Source organism: Streptomyces sp. NBC_00090, from assembly GCF_045160815.1.
Lineage (GTDB): Bacteria > Actinomycetota > Actinomycetes > Streptomycetales > Streptomycetaceae > Streptomyces.
In genome coordinates, this window is sequence record NZ_CP108224.1 from 6,916,191 (window position 1) to 6,935,274 (window position 19,084).

Consider the following 19,084-nt stretch of genomic DNA (forward strand, 5'->3'; position numbering starts at 1 on the left):
GCGTGCGTGACTCAGCCGGCCGCCGCGGCCATCCGCTCCGAGGCGCGCACCGCGCCGTCGTACCGCTCCACGAGCAGCGCGGCCAGTTCGGGGGAGGGGCCGAGGACGTCCGCCAGGACGTCCGCCCCGGCCGCGCCGGCGGCGATCCGGTCCGGGAGCCTGCCCGGGGCGATCACGTACGGGGCGACGGCCACGCGCCGCACGCCCGGGTCGGTACGGAGGGCCTGGACCGCCTGCTCCGTACGGGGAAGAGATGCGGAGGCGAACGCGGGCCGCACGGAGCACCAACCGGTGCGCCGCAGCTCCCGCGCCGTTTCTGCGATCACCGCGATCGCCTCCGGGTCCGAGGAGCCCGCCGAGGCCAGGACGACCCCGGTCGAGCTCTTGTCGCCGGGCGTGAGCCCGGCCTCGTACAGCCGCCGTTCCACCGCCGAGATCAGCAGCGGCGAGGGCCCGAGGACCTCCGCCTGCCGGATCCGCAGCGAGGCGGGGGCCTGCCGCAGGACGGCGGGGATGTCGGCCTTCGCGTGGAAGGCCCGGGTCAGCAGCAGCGGCAGCGCCACCACGTCCCGTACCCCGTCGGCGGCGAGCCGGTCGAGCACCCCCGTCACCGAGGGCAGGTTGAAGTCCAGGAACGCCGTCTCCACGCGCAGCCCCGGCCGCAGCGCACCGGCCCGGCGCACGAGCGCCTGGACGGTCGCCGCGTGCCGCGGGTCGCGGCTGCCGTGGGCGATCACGAGGAGGACAGGGCGGTTCATGGGGTGGTTCAGCCCTTCGTGAGCAGGCCGCGGCGGCGCAGCACCGCACGCTCCAGCGGGCTGAAGATCAGCAGGTCGATGGCGATGCCGACGACCAGGATCAGGATGATCGCCAGGAAGATGCCCGCCATGTCGATGTTGTTGCGGCCGTTCTCCAGGAGCTGGCCGAGGCCGAGCCCCAGGTCGGGCGAGGAGGCGATGATCTCGGCGGCCATCAGCGAACGCCACGAGAACGCCCAGCCCTGCTTGAGTCCGGCGAGGTAGCCGGGGAGCGCGGCCGGCATCACGATGTACCAGGCGCCCTTGAGCCCGGTCGCGCCGAGCGTCTGGCCCGCCCGCAGGTAGAGCGGCGGGACCTGGTCGACGCCCGCGACGAGGCCGTTGGCGATCGACGGGACGGCACCGAGCAGGATGACCGCGAACATCATGCTGTCGTTCAGGCCGAGCCACAGCACGGCCGGCGCCACCCAGGCCACCGAGGGCAGCGACTGGAGACCCGAGAGGATCGGGCCGATCGCCGCGCGCACGAACTTCACCCGGGAGACCAGCAGGCCCAGCGGGGTGCCGATGGCGAGCGCCATGAGGAAGCCGAGCAGGGCCCGGGACACGCTGGTCCACAGGACTTCGAGGAGCGTGCCCTCCAGCCACATCGTGGTCAGGCTGTCCCACACCGCGGACGGGGCGGGGAGCTTGTACTCGTCGGTGACCTTCCCCCAGACCAGCAGCTGCCACACGACCAGGATCAGCGCGACGGCGATGACCGGCGGGAACACCTTCTTGAACAGGACCTCACGGACCGGGGTCCGCCGGACCTGCACGCTGTCCAGGGCGTCCAGACCGGCCTCAAGGCCGGCCAGGTCGTCGCTCTTCTGTGTCTTCGGCGGCTTCGGGCTGGCTTCAGTGCTGGCCATGACGGCGGATCTCCCCACGCAGGTGCTCGGTGATCTCGAGGGACAGCTCCGCGACGTCGGAGTCCTCGATACGGCGCGGCTGAGGAATGTCGATCGTCCACTCGTGGGCGATCCGGCCCGGCCGGGACGAGAGGAGGACGACGCGCTCGGCCAGCCGCACGGCCTCGCGCACGTTGTGGGTGACGAAGAGCACCGACAGCTTCGTCTCCCGCCAGATCCGGGTCAGCTCGTCGTGCAGGACGTCCCGGGTGATGGCGTCGAGCGCGGCGAACGGCTCGTCCATCAGGAGCAGGTCGCTGTCCTGGGCGAGCGCGCGGGCCAGCGCGACCCGCTGGCGCATGCCGCCGGACAGCTCGTGGACCCGCTTGCCGTACGAGCCGCGGAGCCGGACGAGGTCGAGCAGCCGCTCGGCCTCCTCGCGACGCTCCGTCTTGGGCACCCCGCGCAGCCGCAGGGCCAGTTCGATGTTCTTGCCCGCGGTGAGCCACGGGAAGAGGGCGTGCTCCTGGAACATCAGGGACGGCCGGCCGCCGGGGGTCTCGATGGACCCCGCGGACGGCCGGTCGAGCCCGGCGACCAGGTTGAGCAGCGTGGACTTGCCGCAGCCCGAGGCGCCCAGGAGGGTGACGAACTCGCCGGGGGCGACATCGAGTGAGATGTCGTCGAGGACGAGCTGCCCGCCGGCGGGTCCGCCGAAGGACTTGGAGACATGCTCGATACGGGCGGCATGGGTTACCGCCGCACGGTCCTCGGCCTTGGCGAGCGTCGCGGTCGTGGCCATGGTCGTCACCTCCTGGTGAAGCTGAACTCGGGCTGCTGCACGGATGTCCGGCACCGACTGGTCGGGGGCTACTTCACGCCGAGACCGGCGTCGGAGACCTCGGGCTGCCCCGCGGCCTTCAGGACCTTGTTGAGCGGCTTCAGGTCGTAGATGCCGCCCAGCTCGGGCTTCTTCAGGAGACCGGCCTTCACCGCGTGGTCGGCCTGGGACTGGAGCGTGGCCGCCAGCGGGTCGTTGGTGAACTGGATGGACGGCCACGCGGCGTCGATGACCTTCGCGCCCAGGGCCTTGCCCGAGAGGTCCTTCAGCTTGGCGTTGGCCGAGGCCTTCGCCTTGTCCGGGTTGGCGTTGATCCACTCGTTGGTCTTCACCGCGCCGCGCAGGAACGCCTCGACGACGTCCGGGTGGGCCGTGAGGAACTTCTGCGACACGATGATGTTCGTGATGACGAACTTCTTGTCCGGCCACAGGTCGGACTCGTCGAGGAGGACCTTCGCCCCGTCGGCGACCAGCTTCGACGCGGTCGGCTCCGGCACCCAGGCGCCGTCGATGGCACCGGAGGCGTAGGCGTTCGGCGTCACCTTGTTGTCCGTGCGGACCACCGAGACGTCGCCCTTGCCGCTCTGGGCGTCGACCTTCCAGCCCTTCTCGGAGATCCAGTTGAGGAAGGCCACGTCCTGCGTGTTGCCGAGCTGCGGGGTGGCGATCTTCTTGCCCTTGAGGTCGTCCAGGGTCTTGATCTTGGCCGGGTTCACCACGAGCTTCACGCCGCCGGAGGCGGAGCCGCCGACGATGCGGAGGTTGGTGCCCTTGGTCTTGACGTAGCCGTTGATGGACGGCGAGGGGCCGATGAAGCCGATGTCGATCGAGCCCGCGTTCAGCGCCTCGATCTCGGACGGGCCCGCGTTGAAGGTGGTGGGCACGAGCTTCGTACCGCCCAGCTCCTTCTGGAGGATGCCCTCCTGGTCACCGACGAGCGCGGTGGCGTGCGTGAGGTTGGGGAAGTACCCGAGCCGTACGGTGTCGGCGGAGAGCTTCTCGCCCTCGGCGGCCACCTTCTTCTCGTCGTTCTTGGCGTCGGAGCCGTAGCCGCAGGAGGCGAGTGCGCCGATCAGCAGCGGCAGGGCGGCGGCGGCGGCCAGGCCGCGGCGCAGGGTGGTACGGGTGGTGGCAGGCACGGGAGGTGTTCCCCTCGATTCAACTTCTGCGAAGTCTGCGTTTGTGTTTTTCGGGGTGGAGCGGGTGGAGCCGTGTCGCGCCGCTCACGCGGCGCATCGAGGTCAGCACGCACATCGCGCCACACCTCCCCGGCCCGCGCCGAGGGCACCGGAGCCCACCCGGCCGCCCTCCTTCGCGAAGGTGGCGAAGATGTTCTGGTACATCAGAAGTCCCACCCTTCCTCGTCCTCTACGACTGCCACGGCCTTGCTGGTGGCGAAGGACTCGCCCGCCATGCCGGCCGCGAGTGTGGTGCCGTCCGCCGGGTCGATCAGCAGGAACGAACCGGTACGGCGGGAGTCCGCGTACGCGTCGAGCGCGAGCGGCTCGGCCGTGCGCACGACGACCCTCCCTATGTCGTTGGCGACCAGCTGCCCGGGGTTCGGGTGCTGGGAGAGATCGTCCAGGGTCAGCCGCGAGGGGATCTCCTTGACGATCGCCTTGACCGTGCGGGTCGTGTGCTTGAGCAGCACCCGCTGGCCCACGGCGAGCGGCTGGTCGGCCACGTGGCAGACCGTCGCCTCGACGTCCTGGCTGGTCGCCGGGGCGTCACCGACCGGGGCGAGCAGGTCGCCGCGCGAGATGTCGATGTCGTCGGCGAGCCGGATCGTGACCGACTGCGGGGCCCAGGCGATGTCCACGGACTCGCCGAGCGCGTCGATCCCGCTGATCGTGGAGGTCCTCCCCGACGGCAGGACGATGATCTCCTCGCCGACCCGGAAGGCGCCGGCCGCGATCTGGCCCGCGTAGCCCCGGTAGTCGGGGTGCTCGGCGGTCTGCGGGCGGATCACGTACTGCACCGGGAACCGCGCGTGGCAGGCCGTCAGGTCATGGCTGACCGGGACCGTCTCCAGGTGCTCCAGGACCGTCGGGCCGCCGTACCAGTCCATGTTCGCGGAGGGCTCCACGACGTTGTCGCCGGCGAGCGCCGAGATGGGGATCGCGGTGATCTCCGGGACGCCGAGCTCGGAGGCGTACGTCGTGAACTCCTCGGCGATCGCGGCGAAGACGGGCTCCTGGTAGTCGACCAGGTCCATCTTGTTCACGGCCAGGACCACGTGCGGGACGCGGAGCAGCGCGGCGACGGCGGCGTGGCGGCGGGTCTGCTCGACCACGCCGTTGCGGGCGTCGACCAGGACCACGGCCAGTTCGGCGGTCGAGGCGCCGGTGACCATGTTCCGGGTGTACTGCACATGCCCGGGGGTGTCGGCGAGGATGAAGCGGCGGCGGGCGGTGGCGAAGTAGCGGTAGGCCACGTCGATCGTGATGCCCTGCTCGCGCTCGGCCCGCAGACCGTCCGTGAGGAGCGCCAGGTCGGGCGCCTCCTGGCCGCGCTTGATGGACGCGGCCTCGACGGCCTCCAGCTGGTCGGTGAGGACCGACTTGGAGTCGTGCAGGAGACGGCCCACGAGGGTCGACTTGCCGTCGTCGACGGAGCCGGCGGTGGCGAAACGCAGCAGGGTGGTCGCCGAGACGTCGGCGAACTCGGCGAACTGCTCGGTGGTGCTCGTCATGGCTAGAAGTACCCTTCGCGCTTGCGGTCTTCCATCGCGGCCTCGGACATCTTGTCGTCGGCGCGGGTCGCGCCCCGCTCGGTGAGGCGGGAGGCGGCGATCTCGGCGATGACGGCGTCGAGCGTGGTGGCGTCGGAGTCGACGGCGCCGGTGCAGGACATGTCGCCGACGGTGCGGTAGCGGATGAGCCGCTTCTCGACCGTCTCGGTGTCCTTCGGGCCGCCCCACTCGCCGGCGGTCAGCCACATGCCGTTGCGGGCGAAGACCTCGCGCTCGTGGGCGAAGTAGATCTCCGGCAGTTCGATGCCCTCACGGGCGATGTACTGCCAGACGTCCAGCTCGGTCCAGTTGGAGAGCGGGAAGACGCGGACGTGCTCGCCGGGCGCGTGGCGGCCGTTGTAGAGCTGCCACAGCTCGGGGCGCTGGCGGCGCGGGTCCCACTGCGAGAACTCGTCGCGCAGCGAGAACACCCGCTCCTTGGCGCGGGCCTTCTCCTCGTCGCGGCGGCCGCCGCCGAAGACCGCGTCGAAGCGGTGCTGCTGGATCGCCTCGGTCAGCGGGACGGTCTGCAGCGGGTTGCGGGTGCCGTCCGGGCGCTCGCGCAGCTTGCCCGCGTCGATGTACTCCTGCACGGAGGCGACGTGCAGTCGCAGTCCGTGCCGGGCGACGGCGCGGTCGCGGTAGTCGAGGACCTCGGGGAAGTTGTGCCCGGTGTCGACGTGCAGCAGCGTGAAGGGGACCGGCGCCGGGGCGAAGGCCTTCAGCGCCAGGTGCAGCATGACGATGGAGTCCTTGCCGCCGGAGAAGAGGATCACCGGCCGCTCGAACTCGCCCGCCACCTCGCGGAAGATGTGGACGGCCTCCGACTCCAGGGAGTCGAGGTGCGACAGCGCGAACGGGCTGTCGGTCGCCTCGTGGACGTTGACGGCGGTGGTCACAGCAGACCCCTCTCGGTGAGCAGCGCGTGGAGCTGCGCCGCGGACTCCTGCACGGTCTGGTTCTGGGACTCGATCCGCAGATCGGGCGTCTCGGGGGCCTCGTACGGGTCGTCGACGCCGGTGAGGCCGCTGATCTCGCCCGCGGCCTGCTTGGCGTAGAGGCCCTTCACGTCGCGGACCGAGCAGACCTCCACCGGGGTGGCCACGTGCACCTCGACGAAGGCGGTGCCCTCGGCCTGGTGGCGCTTGCGGACCGCCTCGCGGCTGTCGGCGTACGGGGCGATGACCGGTACCAGGACCTGCACGCCGTGCGAGGCGAGCAGCTCGGCGACGAAGCCGATGCGCTGCACGTTGGTGTGCCGGTCCTCGCGGGTGAAGCCGAGGCCCGCGGAGAGGAACTCGCGGATCTCGTCGCCGTCGAGGATCTCGACGCGGTGGCCCTCGTCGCGGAGGCGGCCGGCCAGCTCGTACGCGATGGTGGTCTTTCCGGCGCTCGGCAGGCCGGTGAGCCAGATGGTGGCACCGGTCACGTGGTTCTCCTGGGAGGTGTGGGAGGTCTGAGGGGTGGGGGTCATCAGCCGTGCAGCCCGCATTCGGTCTTGGCGCGGCCCGCCCAGCGTCCGGCGCGGGCGTCCTCGCCCTCCAGGACGCGGCGGGTGCAGGGGGCGCAGCCGACGGAGGCGTAACCGTCCATCAGGAGCGGGTTGGTGAGGACTCCGTGCTCCGCGACGTACGCGTCGACGTCGTCCTGCGTCCAGCGGGCGATGGGGGAGACCTTGACCTTCTGCCGCTTCTCGTCCCAGCCGACGACCGGGGTGTTCGCCCGGGTCGGGGACTCGTCGCGGCGCAGGCCGGTGGCCCACGCGCGGTACGCGGTCAGGCCCTCCTCCAGCGGCTTGACCTTGCGCAGCGCGCAGCACAGGTCGGGGTTGCGGTCGTGCAGCTCGGGACCGTGCTCGGCGTCCTGCTCGGCCACCGTTTGACGCGGGGTCAGGGTGATGACCTTGACGTCCATGACGGCGTCGACGGCGTCCCGGGTGCCGATGGTCTCCTCGAAGTGGTAGCCCGTGTCGAGGAAGACGACGTCCACGCCGGGCCGGACCCGGGAGGCCAGGTGGGCGACGACCGCGTCCTCCATGGAGGAGGTGACGCAGAAGCCCGCACCGAAGGTGTCCACGGCCCACCGGAGGATCTCCAGCGGGGAGGCGTCCTCCAGGTCGCGGCCGGCCTGCTCGGCGAGTGCCTTGAGGTCGGCGGCGGTGGCGTCCTGCTCGATCTGGGTGACCGTCATATCTCTTCCCTCCCAGGGGTTTTACCCGAAGTGCCGGGGGCGAGCAGCCCCAGGAACTTCAACTGGAAGGCTCGGCTGCACGCGGCGCATTCCCAGGCGCCGTGACCCTGCTCGTTCGGACGCAGGTCCTCGTCCCCGCAGTAGGGGCAGAAGAAGGGGGCCGCACGCTCGCTCATGACAGCGCCTCCTCGGAGGCGCGCGCCGTCCAGGTCGCGAAACGCTCGCCGTCCTCGCGCTCCGCCTGGAAGCGCTTGAGGACCCGCTCCACGTAGTCCGGGAGCTCGGTGGCGGTGACCTTGAGGCCGCGGACCTTGCGGCCGAAGCCGGCCTCCAGACCGAGCGCGCCGCCCAGGTGCACCTGGTAGCCCTCGACGCGGTTGCCCTCGTCGTCCAGGACCAGCTGGCCCTTGAGACCGATGTCCGCGACCTGGATGCGGGCGCAGGCGTTCGGGCAGCCGTTGATGTTGATCGTCAGCGGCTCGTCGAACTCCGGGATCCGGCGCTCCAGTTCGTCGATGAGCGAGGCGCCGCGGCCCTTCGTCTCGACGATCGCGAGCTTGCAGAACTCGATGCCGGTGCAGGCCATCGTGCCGCGCCGGAAGGGCGACGGGGTGACGCGCAGGTCCATCGACTCCAGGGCGGAGACGATCCCCTCGACCTGCGCCTCCTCGATGTCGAGGACGAGCATCTTCTGCTCGGCGGTGGTGCGGACGCGGCCCGAGCCGTGCGCCTCGGCGATCTCGGCGATCTTCGTCAGGGTGGCGCCGTCGACCCGGCCGACGCGCGGCGCGAAGCCGACGTAGAACCGGCCGTCGTTCTGACGGTGGACACCGACGTGGTCGCGCCACTGGCCGGCGGGCTGCTCCGGGGCGGGGCCGTCCGTCAGCTTGCGCTTGAGGTACTCGTCCTCCAGGACCTGGCGGAACTTCTCCGGGCCCCAGTCGGCGACGAGGAACTTCAGGCGGGCGCGGTTGCGCAGCCGGCGGTAGCCGTAGTCGCGGAAGATCGAGATGACGCCCTCGTAGACGTCCGGGACCTCGTCGAGCGAGACCCAGGTGCCGAGCCGGACGCCGAGCTTGGGGTTGGTGGAGAGCCCGCCGCCGACCCACACGTCGAAGCCGGGGCCGTGCTCCGGGTGACGCACGCCGACGAACGCGATGTCGTTGATCTCGTGCGCCACGTCGAGCAGCGGCGAGCCGGAGATCGCGGACTTGAACTTGCGGGGCAGGTTGGAGAAGTCCTTGTTGCCGACGATCCGCCGGTAGATCTCGTCGATGGCGGGCGTGCCGTCGATGATCTCGTCCTCGGCGATCCCGGCCACGGGCGAGCCGAGGACGACACGCGGGGTGTCACCGCAGGCCTCGGTGGTCGACAGGCCGACCGCCTCCAGGCGGTTCCAGATCTCGGGGACGTCCTCGATGCGGATCCAGTGGTACTGGACGTTCTGCCGGTCCGTGATGTCGGCCGTGCCGCGCGCGAACTCCTCGGAGATCTCACCGATCACCCGGAGCTGGGCGGTGGTCAGCCGGCCGCCGTCGATGCGGACCCGGAGCATGAAGTACTCGTCGTCCAGCTCCTCCGGCTCCAGAACGCCCGTCTTGGTGCCGTCCAGACCCTGCTTGCGCTGGGTGTAGAGGCCCCACCAGCGCATGCGTCCGCGCAGGTCGTTGGGGTCGATGGAGTCGAAACCGCGCTTCGAATAGACCGTCTCAATGCGTGTCCGTACATTGAGACCGTCGTCGTCCTTCTTGAACTGCTCATTGCCGTTCAGCGGGGTGAAGTGCCCCACGGCCCACTGACCCTCGCCACGGTGGCGCCCGGTCTTGCGGCGGGCGGCGGCGGGAGTGGGGTTTTCCGGGGTGGCGGCCATGGCGTCTTGTCCTTCGGGACTGCGAGAGGGCGGCTCTGACCTGCACACTCGCGCTGAGGTCAGAGGGTGGCGCGTCAGTGCGCAGCAGGGTCGGGCAGAAGAGATATCGCGGCGGTGCTGGTGGTCTCAGCGCGCCGGACAGATGGCGCTGGACATGCGGCCGAGGTCGACGTGCCGCCGACTCACCAAGGCAGTTCCAGTTCCAGACATGACGGAAGCGTGTCACGGGACTTTGGACTCAGTCCAGCATCGTCCAGGATATGGACAAAGTCGTCTCGGTGGGCAAGACGCTGTGTTCTGGGTCACGTGAAAGGGGCCCTGTCGGGGCCCCTTTACGCGGTTTCCGCGGGTCGGCGATGCGGTCGGGCAGCGGATCGGGCGGTGGGGGCGGGCGGTGGGTGAGGCAGTGGGTCCGGCAGTGGGTCGGGCGGTGGGTCGGGCGGTGGGTCAGGCGTGCGCGCCGGGCCACGGGCCGGGGGTCTCCGACTCCTCGACCTCCTCCACCTTCGTGTCGAAGAGCCGGAAGCCGCGGCGCTCGTAGTTGGCCATCGCGTGCGGTCCGTCCAGGGAGCAGGTGTGCAGCCATACCCGCCGCGTCTCCTCCCGCTCGGGCCAGCGCTCGGCCAGGTCCCAGGCGCGCCGCACCCCCTCGGAGAGGAGGTGACCGCCGATCCTGCGCCCCCGGAACGCGGGGATCAGACCGAAGTAGACGATCTCGACGACCCCGTCGGGCTGCGGGTCGAGCTCCACGTACCCGGCCGGGGTCCCCCGGTCGTACGCCACCCAGATCTCGGCCCCCGGCTTGTCGACGATCTCCTGCCACTGCTTGTACGTGAGCGCCAGCCGGTCGTTCCATCGGATGTCGCCGCCGACCGCGGTGTAGAGGAAGCGGCTGTACTCCGGCGAGGGGACGGCGGCCCGCGCGATCGTGATGTCGTCGCCCTCCGGGACGGAGGAGGGGCGGAGATCGGACGGCGCGGTCTGTTCGAGGGACCAGGTGGTGAGAGTGATGCTCATAGGGTCATCGCATCATGCGGAGCGGAAGATTCCCAGGGCCGTCCGACCTTTGCGGGGCCCGCGCGGGCTCCGCCGAAAGACAGACGTCCGCATGGTGGACACCCCCTACCCCCTACCCCCTACCCGCTCCCCTCCTACGCCTTCGCCGCAGCCCGGACCGCCGGGGCCGTCGAGTGCGGCAGCAGGTCCGCCGGGCGCTCCGGGCGCAGGACCTCCACCTCGACCTCCTCCCGGAAGCGGTACGGGCGGTGCGCCAGGACCCCCGCCAGGTTCCGTCGGACCCGGGACATCTCCGCCCGTACGGTCACCGTCCTCGTACGGTCCCCGAAGACGTCGTCCGCGAGCTCCGCCGCCGTCCGCCCGTCGCGGTGCAGGGCCAGTACATAGAGGAGCTCCGCGTGCCGGGGGCTGAGCTCCTGCTGCCAGCTGCCCGCCACCCCCGAGACGGCCACCGTCCAGCGGCGCGGCCGGCTCAGGTCGAGGACCACCCGGCTCGCGGCTTCCGCGCCAGGTTCCGCCGGCAGCGCCTCCTCCTCGACCCGCAGCAGCCAGCCGCCCGGCAGCGGCTCCACCGCGCACACGCCGAGCGAGGGCAGCCACACCCGACCGGCCCGGAAGGACTTGGGCAGCGCGACCCGGTCCACCGGCGCGAGACCGGTCACCGCCGCCGTCCAGCCGTGGGTGTCCACCGCGACGGCCCGGCCGCCCACCCGGCACAGGATCGGCGCGGCCACCGCCCGCAGCCGCTCGACCGAACGCCGGTGCCGGTCCCTCATCTCGGCCTCGGCGAGCTGGGCGACCGAGGCGACCAGGGGCAGCATCGCCGGGTGGAAGCTGGACGCGGGACCGCTCACGTCGAGGATCCCCAGGAGCCGCTGATCACGCGGGTCGTGCACGGGCGCGGCGGCACAGGTCCAGTTGTGCAGCGTGTGCACGTAGTGCTCGGCGGAGTGCACCTGCACCGCCCGGCCCATGGCGAGCGCCGTGCCGACCGCGTTCGTCCCGGTCGTGTGCTCGGTCCAGGCGGCGCCCTCCTCCAGGCAGATGCCGTTCGCGTGCCGCATCACCGAGAGGTTCCCCTGGCGCCACAGCACCCGGCCCTGCTCGTCGGTGACCACCATGATCTGGAGAGAGGTGTCGGCGATGCCGGCGAGCCCGCCGCTCAGCGTCTGCATCACCTCGGAGAGGAGCGTGCTCCTGCGCCGCTCCTCCAGCTCGTCCCGCTGGAGCAGCACACTGCTCGTGCCCTGGTCGGGGTCGAGCCCCAGCCGGGCCATCCGCTGCCAGGACGCGTCGATCACCGCGCGGGGCGCGATCGGTGGCGTACGGCCCGCCAGGGTCTCCTCGCGGACCCGGTGCAGCAGCCGGGCGGCCTGGGCCGCGTCCATGGCGGCCAGCCGCTTCATGTCGAGCTGCGTGTTCTTCATCGGTCTCTCCCAGCCACCCGGGGTGCTGTATCGGTTCTGCACACGGCAGATGTCCGGAGTGTCGGTGCCCATCGTGCCGGTCGGGGCCGCCCGGCGAGGCCCGGTTCGGGTAATCCTGCAACCCTTTGCAACTCTGGCGATCCCCCGCCCCCGTGCGTGAGGGTGGTCCGAGCGGTGGGTGGTGCCGTGTCGGCGCAGCACCACCCCCGCTCTCCGCGCGTGCCGACCCTGACGGTCCACCCCTGGTACGCGCGGCTCAACACTTCGCCCCCCACGACCCGTACGGCGTGCGCGAGGGCTCACACGGCCCGCACACACGACCCGTACGGCGTGCGCGAGGGCTCAGACGGCTTGTCGACGTGCGCGAGGGCTCAGAGCGACGACACCCGCGCCCGCTCCACCACCGCCCGCAGGTCCAGGGTGTGCGGCAGCGTCCCGAACGTCGACCCCCCGTCCCCGCCGAGCCGCGACGCGCAGAACGCGTCCGCCACCTCCGGCGGCGCCCACCGGACGAGCAGCGAACCCTGGAGCACCAGCGCCATCCGCTCCACCAGCCGCCGCGCCCGCGCCTCGACCCCCTCCAGGTCGGCCAGTTCGACCAGCAGCTCCCGGATCGCCCGGTCGAGCCGGTGGTCCGCGCCCCGCGCCGTGCCCACCTCCCGCAGGAAGGCGTCGAACGAGGCCGGCTCGGTCCGCAGCGCCCGCAGGACGTCGAGCGCCTGGACGTTCCCCGAGCCCTCCCAGACCGAGTTGAGCGGCGACTCCCGCAGCAGCCGCGGCAGCCCCGACTCCTCCACGTACCCGTTGCCGCCCAGGCACTCCAGGGCCTCCGCCACCACCGGCGTGCACCGCTTCGTCACCCAGTACTTCGCGACCGGCACGGCGATACGGAGCAGGGCCCGCTCCCGTTCGGCGTGGCTGTCGCCGTCGGTTTCGCCGGCGCCGTCGGTTTCGGTGGCGTCGTACGCCGCCGCCAGCCGCATCGCCAGCACCGTCGCCGCCTCCGACTCCAGGGCCAGATCCGCGAGGACGTTCCGCATGAGCGGCTTCTCGATCAGCACCCCGCCGAAGGCCGCGCGGTACGCGCAGTGGTGCACGGCCTGCGCCACCGCCTGCCGCATCAGCGCCGCCGAGCCGAGCACGCAGTCGAGACGGGTCGCCGCGACCATGCCGATGACCGACCGGATCCCGCGCCCCTCCTCGCCGACCCGGCGCGCCCAGGTCGTCCCGTCGAACTCCACCTCGGCGGAGGCGTTCGACCGGTTGCCCAGCTTGTCCTTCAGCCGCTGGATCGCGAAGGCGTTGCGCGAGCCGTCCGGGAGGACCCGCGGCACCAGGAAGCAGGTCAGCCCCGCCGGAGCCTGCGCCAGGACCAGGAAGGCGTCCGACATCGGCGCCGAGCAGAACCACTTGTGCCCCGTCAGGGCGTACTCCCCGTCGGCCGCCAGCGGGCGCGCCTCCGTCGTGTTCGCCCGTACGTCGCTGCCGCCCTGCTTCTCCGTCAGCGCCATCCCGAGCAGCACCCCCGCCTTCTCGGCGGCGGGCCGCAGGCCCTGCTCGTACACGTGCGAGGTCGCGGCCGGCTCCCACACCTCCGCGAGCTCCGGCTCGGTGCGCAGCGCCGGTACGGCCGCGTGCGTCATCGACAGCGGACAGACGTGTCCCGCCTCCGCCTGCGACACCACCAGGAGTCCGGCGGCGCGCCGGACATGACCACCCGGACGGCCCCACGCGTCCGTCAGACCGGCCCCCACCGACTTGCCGAGCAGCCGGTGCCAGGCCGGATGGAAGGAGACCTCGTCGATCCGGTTCCCGTACCGGTCGTGGGTCCGCAGCCGCGGCGGGTACGTGTTCGCCAGCTCTCCCCACTCCCTGACCTGCTCGGACCCCGCAGCCCGGCCCAGCAGGGCCAGCTCCTCGCGCGCGTCCGCGTGGAGGCCGGGCGCGAGGTGCCGCTCGACGGCCTCCGCCAGCGTCCGATCTTCGGTGAAGACGTCGTATCCCACCAGGGGCGGAGCCTGGTTGGTCACGGTGTGGGTGCTCGCTGCCATGCCGATACGGTAAGCAGGTGCAGGCAGCAAGAGAAACACCCGAACGGCCCGAGGGGCCCGACCGGCCGGATCGGTCCGAGCGGCGGCCCTGGAGCAGGCTCCACCGAGCGCGCGTCCTCTACCGCAACGTCTCCAAGCGGAAGATGGTCTGGCTGCTCCTCAAGGACACCGTCAACTCGTGCATCGAGTACCGGATCCTCGGCCTCGCCGCCGAGGCCGCGTTCTTCACCCTGCTGTCGCTGCCGCCCCTGCTCCTCGGCCTGATCGCCCTCCTCGGCTACGCCGACGACTGGACCAACACCGACACCGTCGCGAGCATCGAGGAGAACATCCTCCGCGCCGCCGGAACGGTCCTCTCCGACCGGGGGGTCCACGACATCGCCAAACCGCTCCTGGACGACGTCACCCAGGGCAAACGGCCGGAACTGGTCTCGCTCGGCTTTGCCATCGCCCTCTGGTCCGGATCGCGCGCGGTGAACGTCTTCATCGACACCATCACCGTCATGTACGGACTCGACGGCCACCGCGGCATCGTCAAGACCCGGCTCCTCGCCTTCCTGCTCTACATCGTGGCGCTGATCATCGGCGCCGTCGTCCTGCCGCTCGCCGTCGTCGGACCCGACCGGGTCGTCGAACTCGTGCCCTGGGGTACGGAAGTCGTCGCCGTCCTGTACTGGCCGGCGGTCATCCTGCTCTCCATCGCCTTCCTCACGACGCTCTACCACGTGTCCGTACCCGTGAGGTCGCCGTGGATCGAGGACATCCCCGGTGCCCTCGTCGCCCTCGGCATGTGGGTCCTCGGCAGCTTCCTGCTGCGCATCTACCTCACCAGCCAGGTCGAGGGGCCGACCATCTACGGCTCCCTCGCCGCCCCCATCGCCGTCCTCCTCTGGATCGGCATCTCGGCCTTCGCGGTCCTCGTCGGCGCGGCGGTGAACGCGGCCATCGACCGCGTCTGGCCCTCCGTCGCCACCGCCGCCGCCCGCGAGGCCAACGAGCGGGCCCGCGCCGTCCAGGCGGCGGAACTCGTCGCCCGCGTCCGCGCGGAGGCCGACGACGTCGACGAGGACGACCCGGACATGCCCTCCGAGTTCCCCGAGCGCTGGTCCAAGTTCCTGCCCCCGGACGACGTCAAGTCGCGCATCCACTCGGGCTGGGAGAAGGACTGACGCCCGGCTCCCCGCGTACGCTCGAAGCGTGTACGAGGAGCACCCCGCCCTGCTCGACGGAGCCGTCCTGTGGACCCGGGCCCTCCGCCGGGCGGAGCCGGTCCGTCCCGTGCTGCCCGACGGCTGCATGGACCTGATCTGGGCCGACGGCAGCCTCCTCGTCGCCGGACCCGACACCACGGCGTACGTACCGGGGGAGACCGCCACGCGGTACGCCGGGATCCGCTTCGCCCCCGGGGACGCCCCCGGCATCCTCGGCGTACCGGCCCACGAACTGCGCGACCGGCGGGTCGCCCTCGCCGAGCTGTGGGGCGGTGAGGCACGACGGCTCGGCGAACGGATCGCGGAGGCCCCCGACCCGGCCGCCGCCCTGGAGGACCTGGCCCTGCGCAGAGCGGCCGGCGCCCCGGCGCCCGACCCGCTGCTGCGGGCCGTCGTGGCCCGCCTGGACGCGGGCCGCCCGGTCGCCGAGACCGCCGACGCGGTCGGGCTCGGCGCCCGGCAGCTGCACCGGCGGTCCCTTGAGGCCTTCGGCTACGGCCCCAAGACCCTCGCCCGCATCCTCCGGATCCAGCGCGCGCTGACCCTGGTCCGGGCCGGGGTGCCGTACGCGGCGGCCGCCCTCCGCGCGGGCTGCGCCGACCAGGCCCATCTCGCGCGCGAGACGAGGGCCCTGGCCGGCATGACGCTCAGCGCCTACACGGCGTCCTTGGTTGTCGCTGGAGGCGCGGGTGCCGCGGGCGCGTCCGCGAAGAGCGAGACGCCGTTGCCGTCCGGGTCGGTGACCACCGCGTAACGCTGGCCCCAGACCGCGTCCCAGGGCTTCAGATGCCCGCCGTGACCCGCGCCGACGAGCTCCTCGTACACCGCGTCCACGTCCTCCGGCGCGGCGCACCGGAAGGCGAGCTCGATCCGGTTCCCGCCCTCGGGGCGCGTCCAGGAGGGATCGAAGGAGCGCACGGTCTCCTCCGTGTCCCAGGCGATCCGCAGCCCGCCGGGCAGGGCGGCCTCCACGTGCGGGGCGGTCTCCGCCCCCGCCGGGATCTCCAGGCCGAGACGGCGGTAGAAGGCGAGCGAGGCGGCCATGTCGGAGACCACCACACCGACGAGGTCCAGCCGAGGTGCGATTCGGGGTGTTGTGTCCATGCGTCGAACGCTAGGCGGTGCCGGGCCGCCGGGTCTTGTACGAATCGGACGCGGGCCCGGAGTCGTGCGCCCGGCCGCGTCCGTCCCCGCCCGCCCCGCCCCCGCCCCCGCCCGCGTCTGCGCCCGTGCCGGCCCGCGTCGGAGAAATTCGCCGCGACAAAACCCGTGGCGCGTTCCGGGAGGCTCCCGCTACGGTGGCTCCCGTACAAGATCGCGCAAAGACACAGGAGGTGTGACCGATGGCTGTTGTCACGAAGGGCCTCGCCCACACGCGGACGTTCATCCACACCACCTCCGCGGCCACCGGCTGACCTCACTTCTCTGTCTTTCAGCGCCGGGGCCGCCCCTTGAAGGGTCCCCCTTGTCTTTCGCTTCTCTCTCGTCCTCCGCTTCTTCCTCCTCGCTGCTCGACGCCCACGGCTGGGACTCCGGCTGGGCCGAGGCCTTCGCCCCGTACGCGGCCCAGGGACTCCTTCCCGGCCGTGTCATCAGGGTCGACCGCGGCCAGTGCGACGTCGCCACCGCCGAGGGGGTCGTGCGCGCCGACACGGCGTTCGTGACCCCGCACGACCCGCTCCGGGTCGTCTGCACCGGCGACTGGGCCGCCGTCGACCCCGAGGGCGTCAGCGACCCCCGTTACGTACGGACGTGCCTGCCGCGCCGTACGGCCTTCGCGCGCTCCACCTCCTCCCAGCGGTCCGAGGGGCAGATCCTCGCGGCCAACGTCGACCACGCGGTCATCACCGTCTCGCTCGCCGTCGAGCTGGACCTCGGCCGGATCGAACGCTTCCTCGCCCTGGCCTGGGAGAGCGCCAAGTAGTACACACCAGCCCTCACCTGCACAGATGCCGTTTGGAGCGGCCGGATCTGTGAGGTAGGAGGGCACTATGGCGAAGAAGACGGCAGAGGAGTTCCGGGACGGTTCTCCCGAGGAGCTGGCGGGGAAAGCCCCGGAGGACCTGGTTGACCTCTACCTGCGCCGCAGCAAGAAGAGGGAGACCGTCGAGACCCTCAAGCAGCACGCACGCGACCTGCGCCGTGAGATGGACCGGCAGGGGCTCACCGTCCGCAAGGTCTGGCTGGAGCAGCGAAGCGCTTCCAAGCAGCACGTGCGGCGCGAGAAGCTCGAAGGCGCGATGGCCGCCGTCATGGACGGCGAGATCAAGACGCTAGCCGTCTGGAAGACGGACCGCTTCGACCGACGGGGCATGGCTGCCATAGGCACGGCCCTGGACGAGTTCGACCGCCGGCAGGCTCGGCTCTTCGTACTCCAGGAACGCCTCGACTCCAGCCAGCCGGGCACCCGCATCGTCTTCGCGATCCTGGCCGAACGTGCCCGCGAGGAGATCAAGGACCTCACTCTCCGGGTGACGACCGGAAAGAACGCGGCACGCACCGCCGGCCGGTGGCCGGGTGGCCGCACCCCGTACGGCGTCCGCTCCCCCAGGGGATCGGGACACATCGAACCGGACCCTGCCGAGTACCCGCACGCCCGTCGCATCGCGGACGAGCTGCTGGCCGGGAAGTCCGCGATGCGCGTGGCCCACGACCTGGAACGGGACGGCATCCGGACGCGCGACGGTGCCCGCTGGGACGCCCGGGCGATCACGCGCATGGTGCGCTCCACGGCATGGGCCGGCCTGCTGCCGACCAAGGACAGGCGGTTGGACGAGCATGGCCAGCCCCTCGACGTCTGGGTGCCCTCGGCCGAGCCCGTGCGGGACGCCGAAGGGAATCCGGTGGTGATCGGGACCGGTGTCGTCAGCCCGGGGGAGCGGCTCCGGATCCTCGCGCTGATCGAAGCGCGCGTCACCAAGATGGGTGGGGGATCACGTGGGAAACGCCCGCACACCACCTTTCTCGGAGGCATCTTCTCCTGCCCGTACTGCGGGAAGGGCATGACCGGCAGTGGCAGCGGCAGCGCCCGCAGCCTCATGTACCGGTGTCGCACCCGATCGGTGTACGGCAAGGACGCCTGCCCCGGTGTGGTGGTCCGAGCGCCGCGTATGGACGCGGCGGTGGAGGCGATGTGGCTGAGCCACGTCTCGGCTCTCGAACACGGGTCCCCGGGCCTCGACGCCATCGTCCGACGTTGGGCGGTCTTCCACGACGTTGAGAAGGAACAGCGCCGCAAGGAGGTCATGGCCGGCCTCGACGCGGCGAGGACACGCCGCGACAAACTGGAACACGACTTCTACGTGGAAGGCAGGTTGTCCGAAGACCGGTTCAACGCGTTGGCAGCCGAGCAGTCGGCGGTGATCGAGTCACTCGACCTCGAAGCGGCCGAACTCGCACGGGAAGCCGACCTCTCCGTCTTCTTCGCGGACGGCGAGGCGCTGGCGGACGCATGGGCGGAGTCGACGCTCGCGGACCGGCGGATGCTCCTAGGCTGCGTCCTGAAGTCGTTGACGATCGTTCCCGCACGGTTCCCTGGGGACCGCACCCCGATTCTCGGCCGGGTCGTTCCCCAGTGGGTCGCTTGACGTATTTCGCGATGCTGTGATCCCGGAAACAGGGAAAACCCTGTTTCCGGGGAATCTGCGCGCCGTGGTGCATCTGTCAGCCTGGATCGACCGCGCGATAGTCGGTCTGTGGACGACGAAAAGAGAAGAGGTGCCCGCTGACCTGGGATGATGGGAGTTCCTACGCCCTCATCAGTCCCACGAAGCACTCCGCGCTTGCCCACCTGCCGTCGGGGAAGTTCACCGCGAACGCCGCCTGGCTCACCCTCGCAGCCACCGCCTACAACCTCACCCGGGCCACCGGCCACCTCGCCTCCGTCTTCCATGCCTGGGCCACGACCGGCACCATCCGCCGCCACCTGATCCACATCCCGGCCCGGATCGCCTCCGGCGCCCGCCGCCTCACCCTCCACCTGCCCCGGCACTGGCGCTGGGCCGACGACTTCACCGAGCTGTGGACGGCCACCGGACAGCGCATGCGTACCTGGCCCGCGCAACCGCCCTGTCTGCCCACGACACGGTAGACCTTGGA

18 protein-coding genes and 2 pseudogenes are annotated in these 19,084 nt (G+C 71.4%); 5 read left to right on the forward strand and 15 right to left on the reverse strand.

Features of this window, described 5'->3' with window-relative positions; all coding sequences use genetic code 11:
• Window positions 1-11: 11 nt before the first annotated feature.
• The 14 genes from OG361_RS30865 to OG361_RS30930 form a co-directional block, all read right to left on the reverse strand.
• Window positions 12-758, reverse strand: a complete 747-nt coding sequence (locus OG361_RS30865) for a sirohydrochlorin chelatase (protein WP_405858708.1) — start codon at window positions 756-758, stop codon at window positions 12-14.
• Between the two features lie 8 nt (window positions 759-766).
• Window positions 767-1,669 (reverse strand): ABC transporter permease, encoded by a 903-nt coding sequence (locus tag OG361_RS30870; RefSeq protein WP_384570412.1) that lies wholly within the window; start codon window positions 1,667-1,669, stop codon window positions 767-769.
• Window positions 1,656-2,450 carry an ABC transporter ATP-binding protein gene (locus OG361_RS30875; RefSeq protein ID WP_384570409.1) on the reverse strand — a complete coding sequence of 265 codons (795 nt, stop codon included), beginning with the start codon at window positions 2,448-2,450 and terminating at the stop codon, window positions 1,656-1,658. The genes OG361_RS30870 and OG361_RS30875 overlap by 14 nt, the downstream gene beginning before the upstream one ends.
• 68 nt (window positions 2,451-2,518) lie before the next feature.
• Window positions 2,519-3,628, reverse strand: a complete 1,110-nt coding sequence (locus tag OG361_RS30880; RefSeq protein ID WP_384570406.1) for an aliphatic sulfonate ABC transporter substrate-binding protein — start codon at window positions 3,626-3,628, stop codon at window positions 2,519-2,521.
• A gap of 203 nt (window positions 3,629-3,831) precedes the next feature.
• Window positions 3,832-5,181, reverse strand: a complete 1,350-nt coding sequence (locus OG361_RS30885; RefSeq protein WP_405858710.1) for a sulfate adenylyltransferase subunit 1 — start codon at window positions 5,179-5,181, stop codon at window positions 3,832-3,834.
• A gap of 2 nt (window positions 5,182-5,183) precedes the next feature.
• Window positions 5,184-6,119: a sulfate adenylyltransferase subunit CysD gene (gene cysD, locus OG361_RS30890; RefSeq protein WP_384570400.1), complete on the reverse strand. Its 936-nt coding sequence runs from the start codon at window positions 6,117-6,119 to the stop codon at window positions 5,184-5,186.
• Window positions 6,116-6,694 (reverse strand): adenylyl-sulfate kinase, encoded by a 579-nt coding sequence (gene cysC / locus OG361_RS30895; RefSeq protein ID WP_384570397.1) that lies wholly within the window; start codon window positions 6,692-6,694, stop codon window positions 6,116-6,118. Before cysC ends, cysD begins: the two co-directional genes overlap by 4 nt.
• Entirely contained in the window at window positions 6,694-7,410 is a 717-nt protein-coding gene (locus OG361_RS30900; protein WP_405858712.1) for a phosphoadenylyl-sulfate reductase, read from the reverse strand. The genes cysC and OG361_RS30900 overlap by 1 nt, the downstream gene beginning before the upstream one ends.
• On the reverse strand, window positions 7,407-7,586 hold the full coding sequence (locus OG361_RS30905; RefSeq protein WP_384570392.1) for a hypothetical protein: 180 nt from the start codon (window positions 7,584-7,586) through the stop codon (window positions 7,407-7,409). The genes OG361_RS30900 and OG361_RS30905 overlap by 4 nt, the downstream gene beginning before the upstream one ends.
• Window positions 7,583-9,280 carry a nitrite/sulfite reductase gene (locus tag OG361_RS30910; protein WP_405858715.1) on the reverse strand — a complete coding sequence of 566 codons (1,698 nt, stop codon included), beginning with the start codon at window positions 9,278-9,280 and terminating at the stop codon, window positions 7,583-7,585. Before OG361_RS30910 ends, OG361_RS30905 begins: the two co-directional genes overlap by 4 nt.
• 126 nt (window positions 9,281-9,406) lie before the next feature.
• The gene (locus tag OG361_RS30915; RefSeq protein WP_312846743.1) at window positions 9,407-9,490 is read right to left on the reverse strand and encodes a putative leader peptide; all 84 of its coding nucleotides are present in this window, start codon (window positions 9,488-9,490) and stop codon (window positions 9,407-9,409) included.
• 237 nt (window positions 9,491-9,727) lie between these two features.
• Window positions 9,728-10,297 (reverse strand): GNAT family N-acetyltransferase, encoded by a 570-nt coding sequence (locus OG361_RS30920; protein WP_405858717.1) that lies wholly within the window; start codon window positions 10,295-10,297, stop codon window positions 9,728-9,730.
• A gap of 134 nt (window positions 10,298-10,431) precedes the next feature.
• The gene (locus OG361_RS30925; RefSeq protein ID WP_405858719.1) at window positions 10,432-11,724 is read right to left on the reverse strand and encodes a GAF domain-containing protein; all 1,293 of its coding nucleotides are present in this window, start codon (window positions 11,722-11,724) and stop codon (window positions 10,432-10,434) included.
• A gap of 371 nt (window positions 11,725-12,095) precedes the next feature.
• The gene (locus OG361_RS30930; RefSeq protein ID WP_405858721.1) at window positions 12,096-13,775 is read right to left on the reverse strand and encodes an acyl-CoA dehydrogenase family protein; all 1,680 of its coding nucleotides are present in this window, start codon (window positions 13,773-13,775) and stop codon (window positions 12,096-12,098) included.
• A gap of 17 nt (window positions 13,776-13,792) precedes the next feature.
• Here OG361_RS30930 and OG361_RS30935 point away from each other — a divergent pair, with 17 nt between their 5' ends.
• Together OG361_RS30935 and OG361_RS30940 are read left to right on the forward strand one after the other, a co-directional pair.
• A complete protein-coding gene (locus OG361_RS30935) occupies window positions 13,793-14,944 on the forward strand; it encodes a YihY/virulence factor BrkB family protein (RefSeq protein ID WP_405858723.1) in 1,152 nt (383 codons plus the stop codon).
• 28 nt (window positions 14,945-14,972) lie between these two features.
• Window positions 14,973-15,740 carry a helix-turn-helix domain-containing protein gene (locus OG361_RS30940; RefSeq protein WP_405858725.1) on the forward strand — a complete coding sequence of 256 codons (768 nt, stop codon included), beginning with the start codon at window positions 14,973-14,975 and terminating at the stop codon, window positions 15,738-15,740.
• Here the strand turns inward: OG361_RS30940 and OG361_RS30945 are convergent.
• Complete coding sequence (locus OG361_RS30945; RefSeq protein ID WP_405858727.1) at window positions 15,641-16,090, reverse strand: VOC family protein; 450 nt, start codon at window positions 16,088-16,090, stop codon at window positions 15,641-15,643. The genes OG361_RS30940 and OG361_RS30945 overlap by 100 nt on opposite strands.
• A gap of 361 nt (window positions 16,091-16,451) precedes the next feature.
• Here OG361_RS30945 and rsgA point away from each other — a divergent pair.
• The 3 genes and pseudogenes from rsgA to OG361_RS30960 all read left to right on the forward strand — a co-directional run.
• Window positions 16,452-16,901, forward strand: a pseudogene (gene rsgA / locus OG361_RS30950) (GTPase RsgA); the annotation flags it as partial.
• A 76-nt stretch (window positions 16,902-16,977) separates the two neighbouring features.
• Entirely contained in the window at window positions 16,978-18,573 is a 1,596-nt protein-coding gene (locus tag OG361_RS30955) for a recombinase family protein (protein ID WP_405858729.1), read from the forward strand.
• 182 nt (window positions 18,574-18,755) lie between these two features.
• A pseudogene (locus OG361_RS30960) lies at window positions 18,756-19,076 on the forward strand (transposase); the annotation flags it as partial.
• Window positions 19,077-19,084: the final 8 nt, after the last annotated feature.

What these genes read in the sequence shown, in the direction of transcription:
- cysC (WP_384570397.1), bottom strand. Translation starts at nt 6,694, where the DNA reads ATGACCCCCACCCCTCAGACCTCCCACACCTCCCAGGAGAACCACGTG.
- OG361_RS30915 (WP_312846743.1), bottom strand. Translation starts at nt 9,490, where the DNA reads ATGTCTGGAACTGGAACTGCCTTGGTGAGTCGGCGGCACGTCGACCTC.
- OG361_RS30865 (WP_405858708.1), bottom strand. Translation starts at nt 758, where the DNA reads ATGAACCGCCCTGTCCTCCTCGTGATCGCCCACGGCAGCCGCGACCCG.
- OG361_RS30930 (WP_405858721.1), bottom strand. Translation starts at nt 13,775, where the DNA reads ATGGCAGCGAGCACCCACACCGTGACCAACCAGGCTCCGCCCCTGGTG.
- OG361_RS30955 (WP_405858729.1), top strand. Translation starts at nt 16,978, where the DNA reads ATGGCGAAGAAGACGGCAGAGGAGTTCCGGGACGGTTCTCCCGAGGAG.
- OG361_RS30925 (WP_405858719.1), bottom strand. Translation starts at nt 11,724, where the DNA reads ATGAAGAACACGCAGCTCGACATGAAGCGGCTGGCCGCCATGGACGCG.
- OG361_RS30945 (WP_405858727.1), bottom strand. Translation starts at nt 16,090, where the DNA reads ATGGACACAACACCCCGAATCGCACCTCGGCTGGACCTCGTCGGTGTG.
- OG361_RS30875 (WP_384570409.1), bottom strand. Translation starts at nt 2,450, where the DNA reads ATGGCCACGACCGCGACGCTCGCCAAGGCCGAGGACCGTGCGGCGGTA.
- OG361_RS30920 (WP_405858717.1), bottom strand. Translation starts at nt 10,297, where the DNA reads ATGAGCATCACTCTCACCACCTGGTCCCTCGAACAGACCGCGCCGTCC.
- OG361_RS30910 (WP_405858715.1), bottom strand. Translation starts at nt 9,280, where the DNA reads ATGGCCGCCACCCCGGAAAACCCCACTCCCGCCGCCGCCCGCCGCAAG.
- OG361_RS30900 (WP_405858712.1), bottom strand. Translation starts at nt 7,410, where the DNA reads ATGACGGTCACCCAGATCGAGCAGGACGCCACCGCCGCCGACCTCAAG.
- OG361_RS30905 (WP_384570392.1), bottom strand. Translation starts at nt 7,586, where the DNA reads ATGAGCGAGCGTGCGGCCCCCTTCTTCTGCCCCTACTGCGGGGACGAG.
- OG361_RS30885 (WP_405858710.1), bottom strand. Translation starts at nt 5,181, where the DNA reads ATGACGAGCACCACCGAGCAGTTCGCCGAGTTCGCCGACGTCTCGGCG.
- OG361_RS30870 (WP_384570412.1), bottom strand. Translation starts at nt 1,669, where the DNA reads ATGGCCAGCACTGAAGCCAGCCCGAAGCCGCCGAAGACACAGAAGAGC.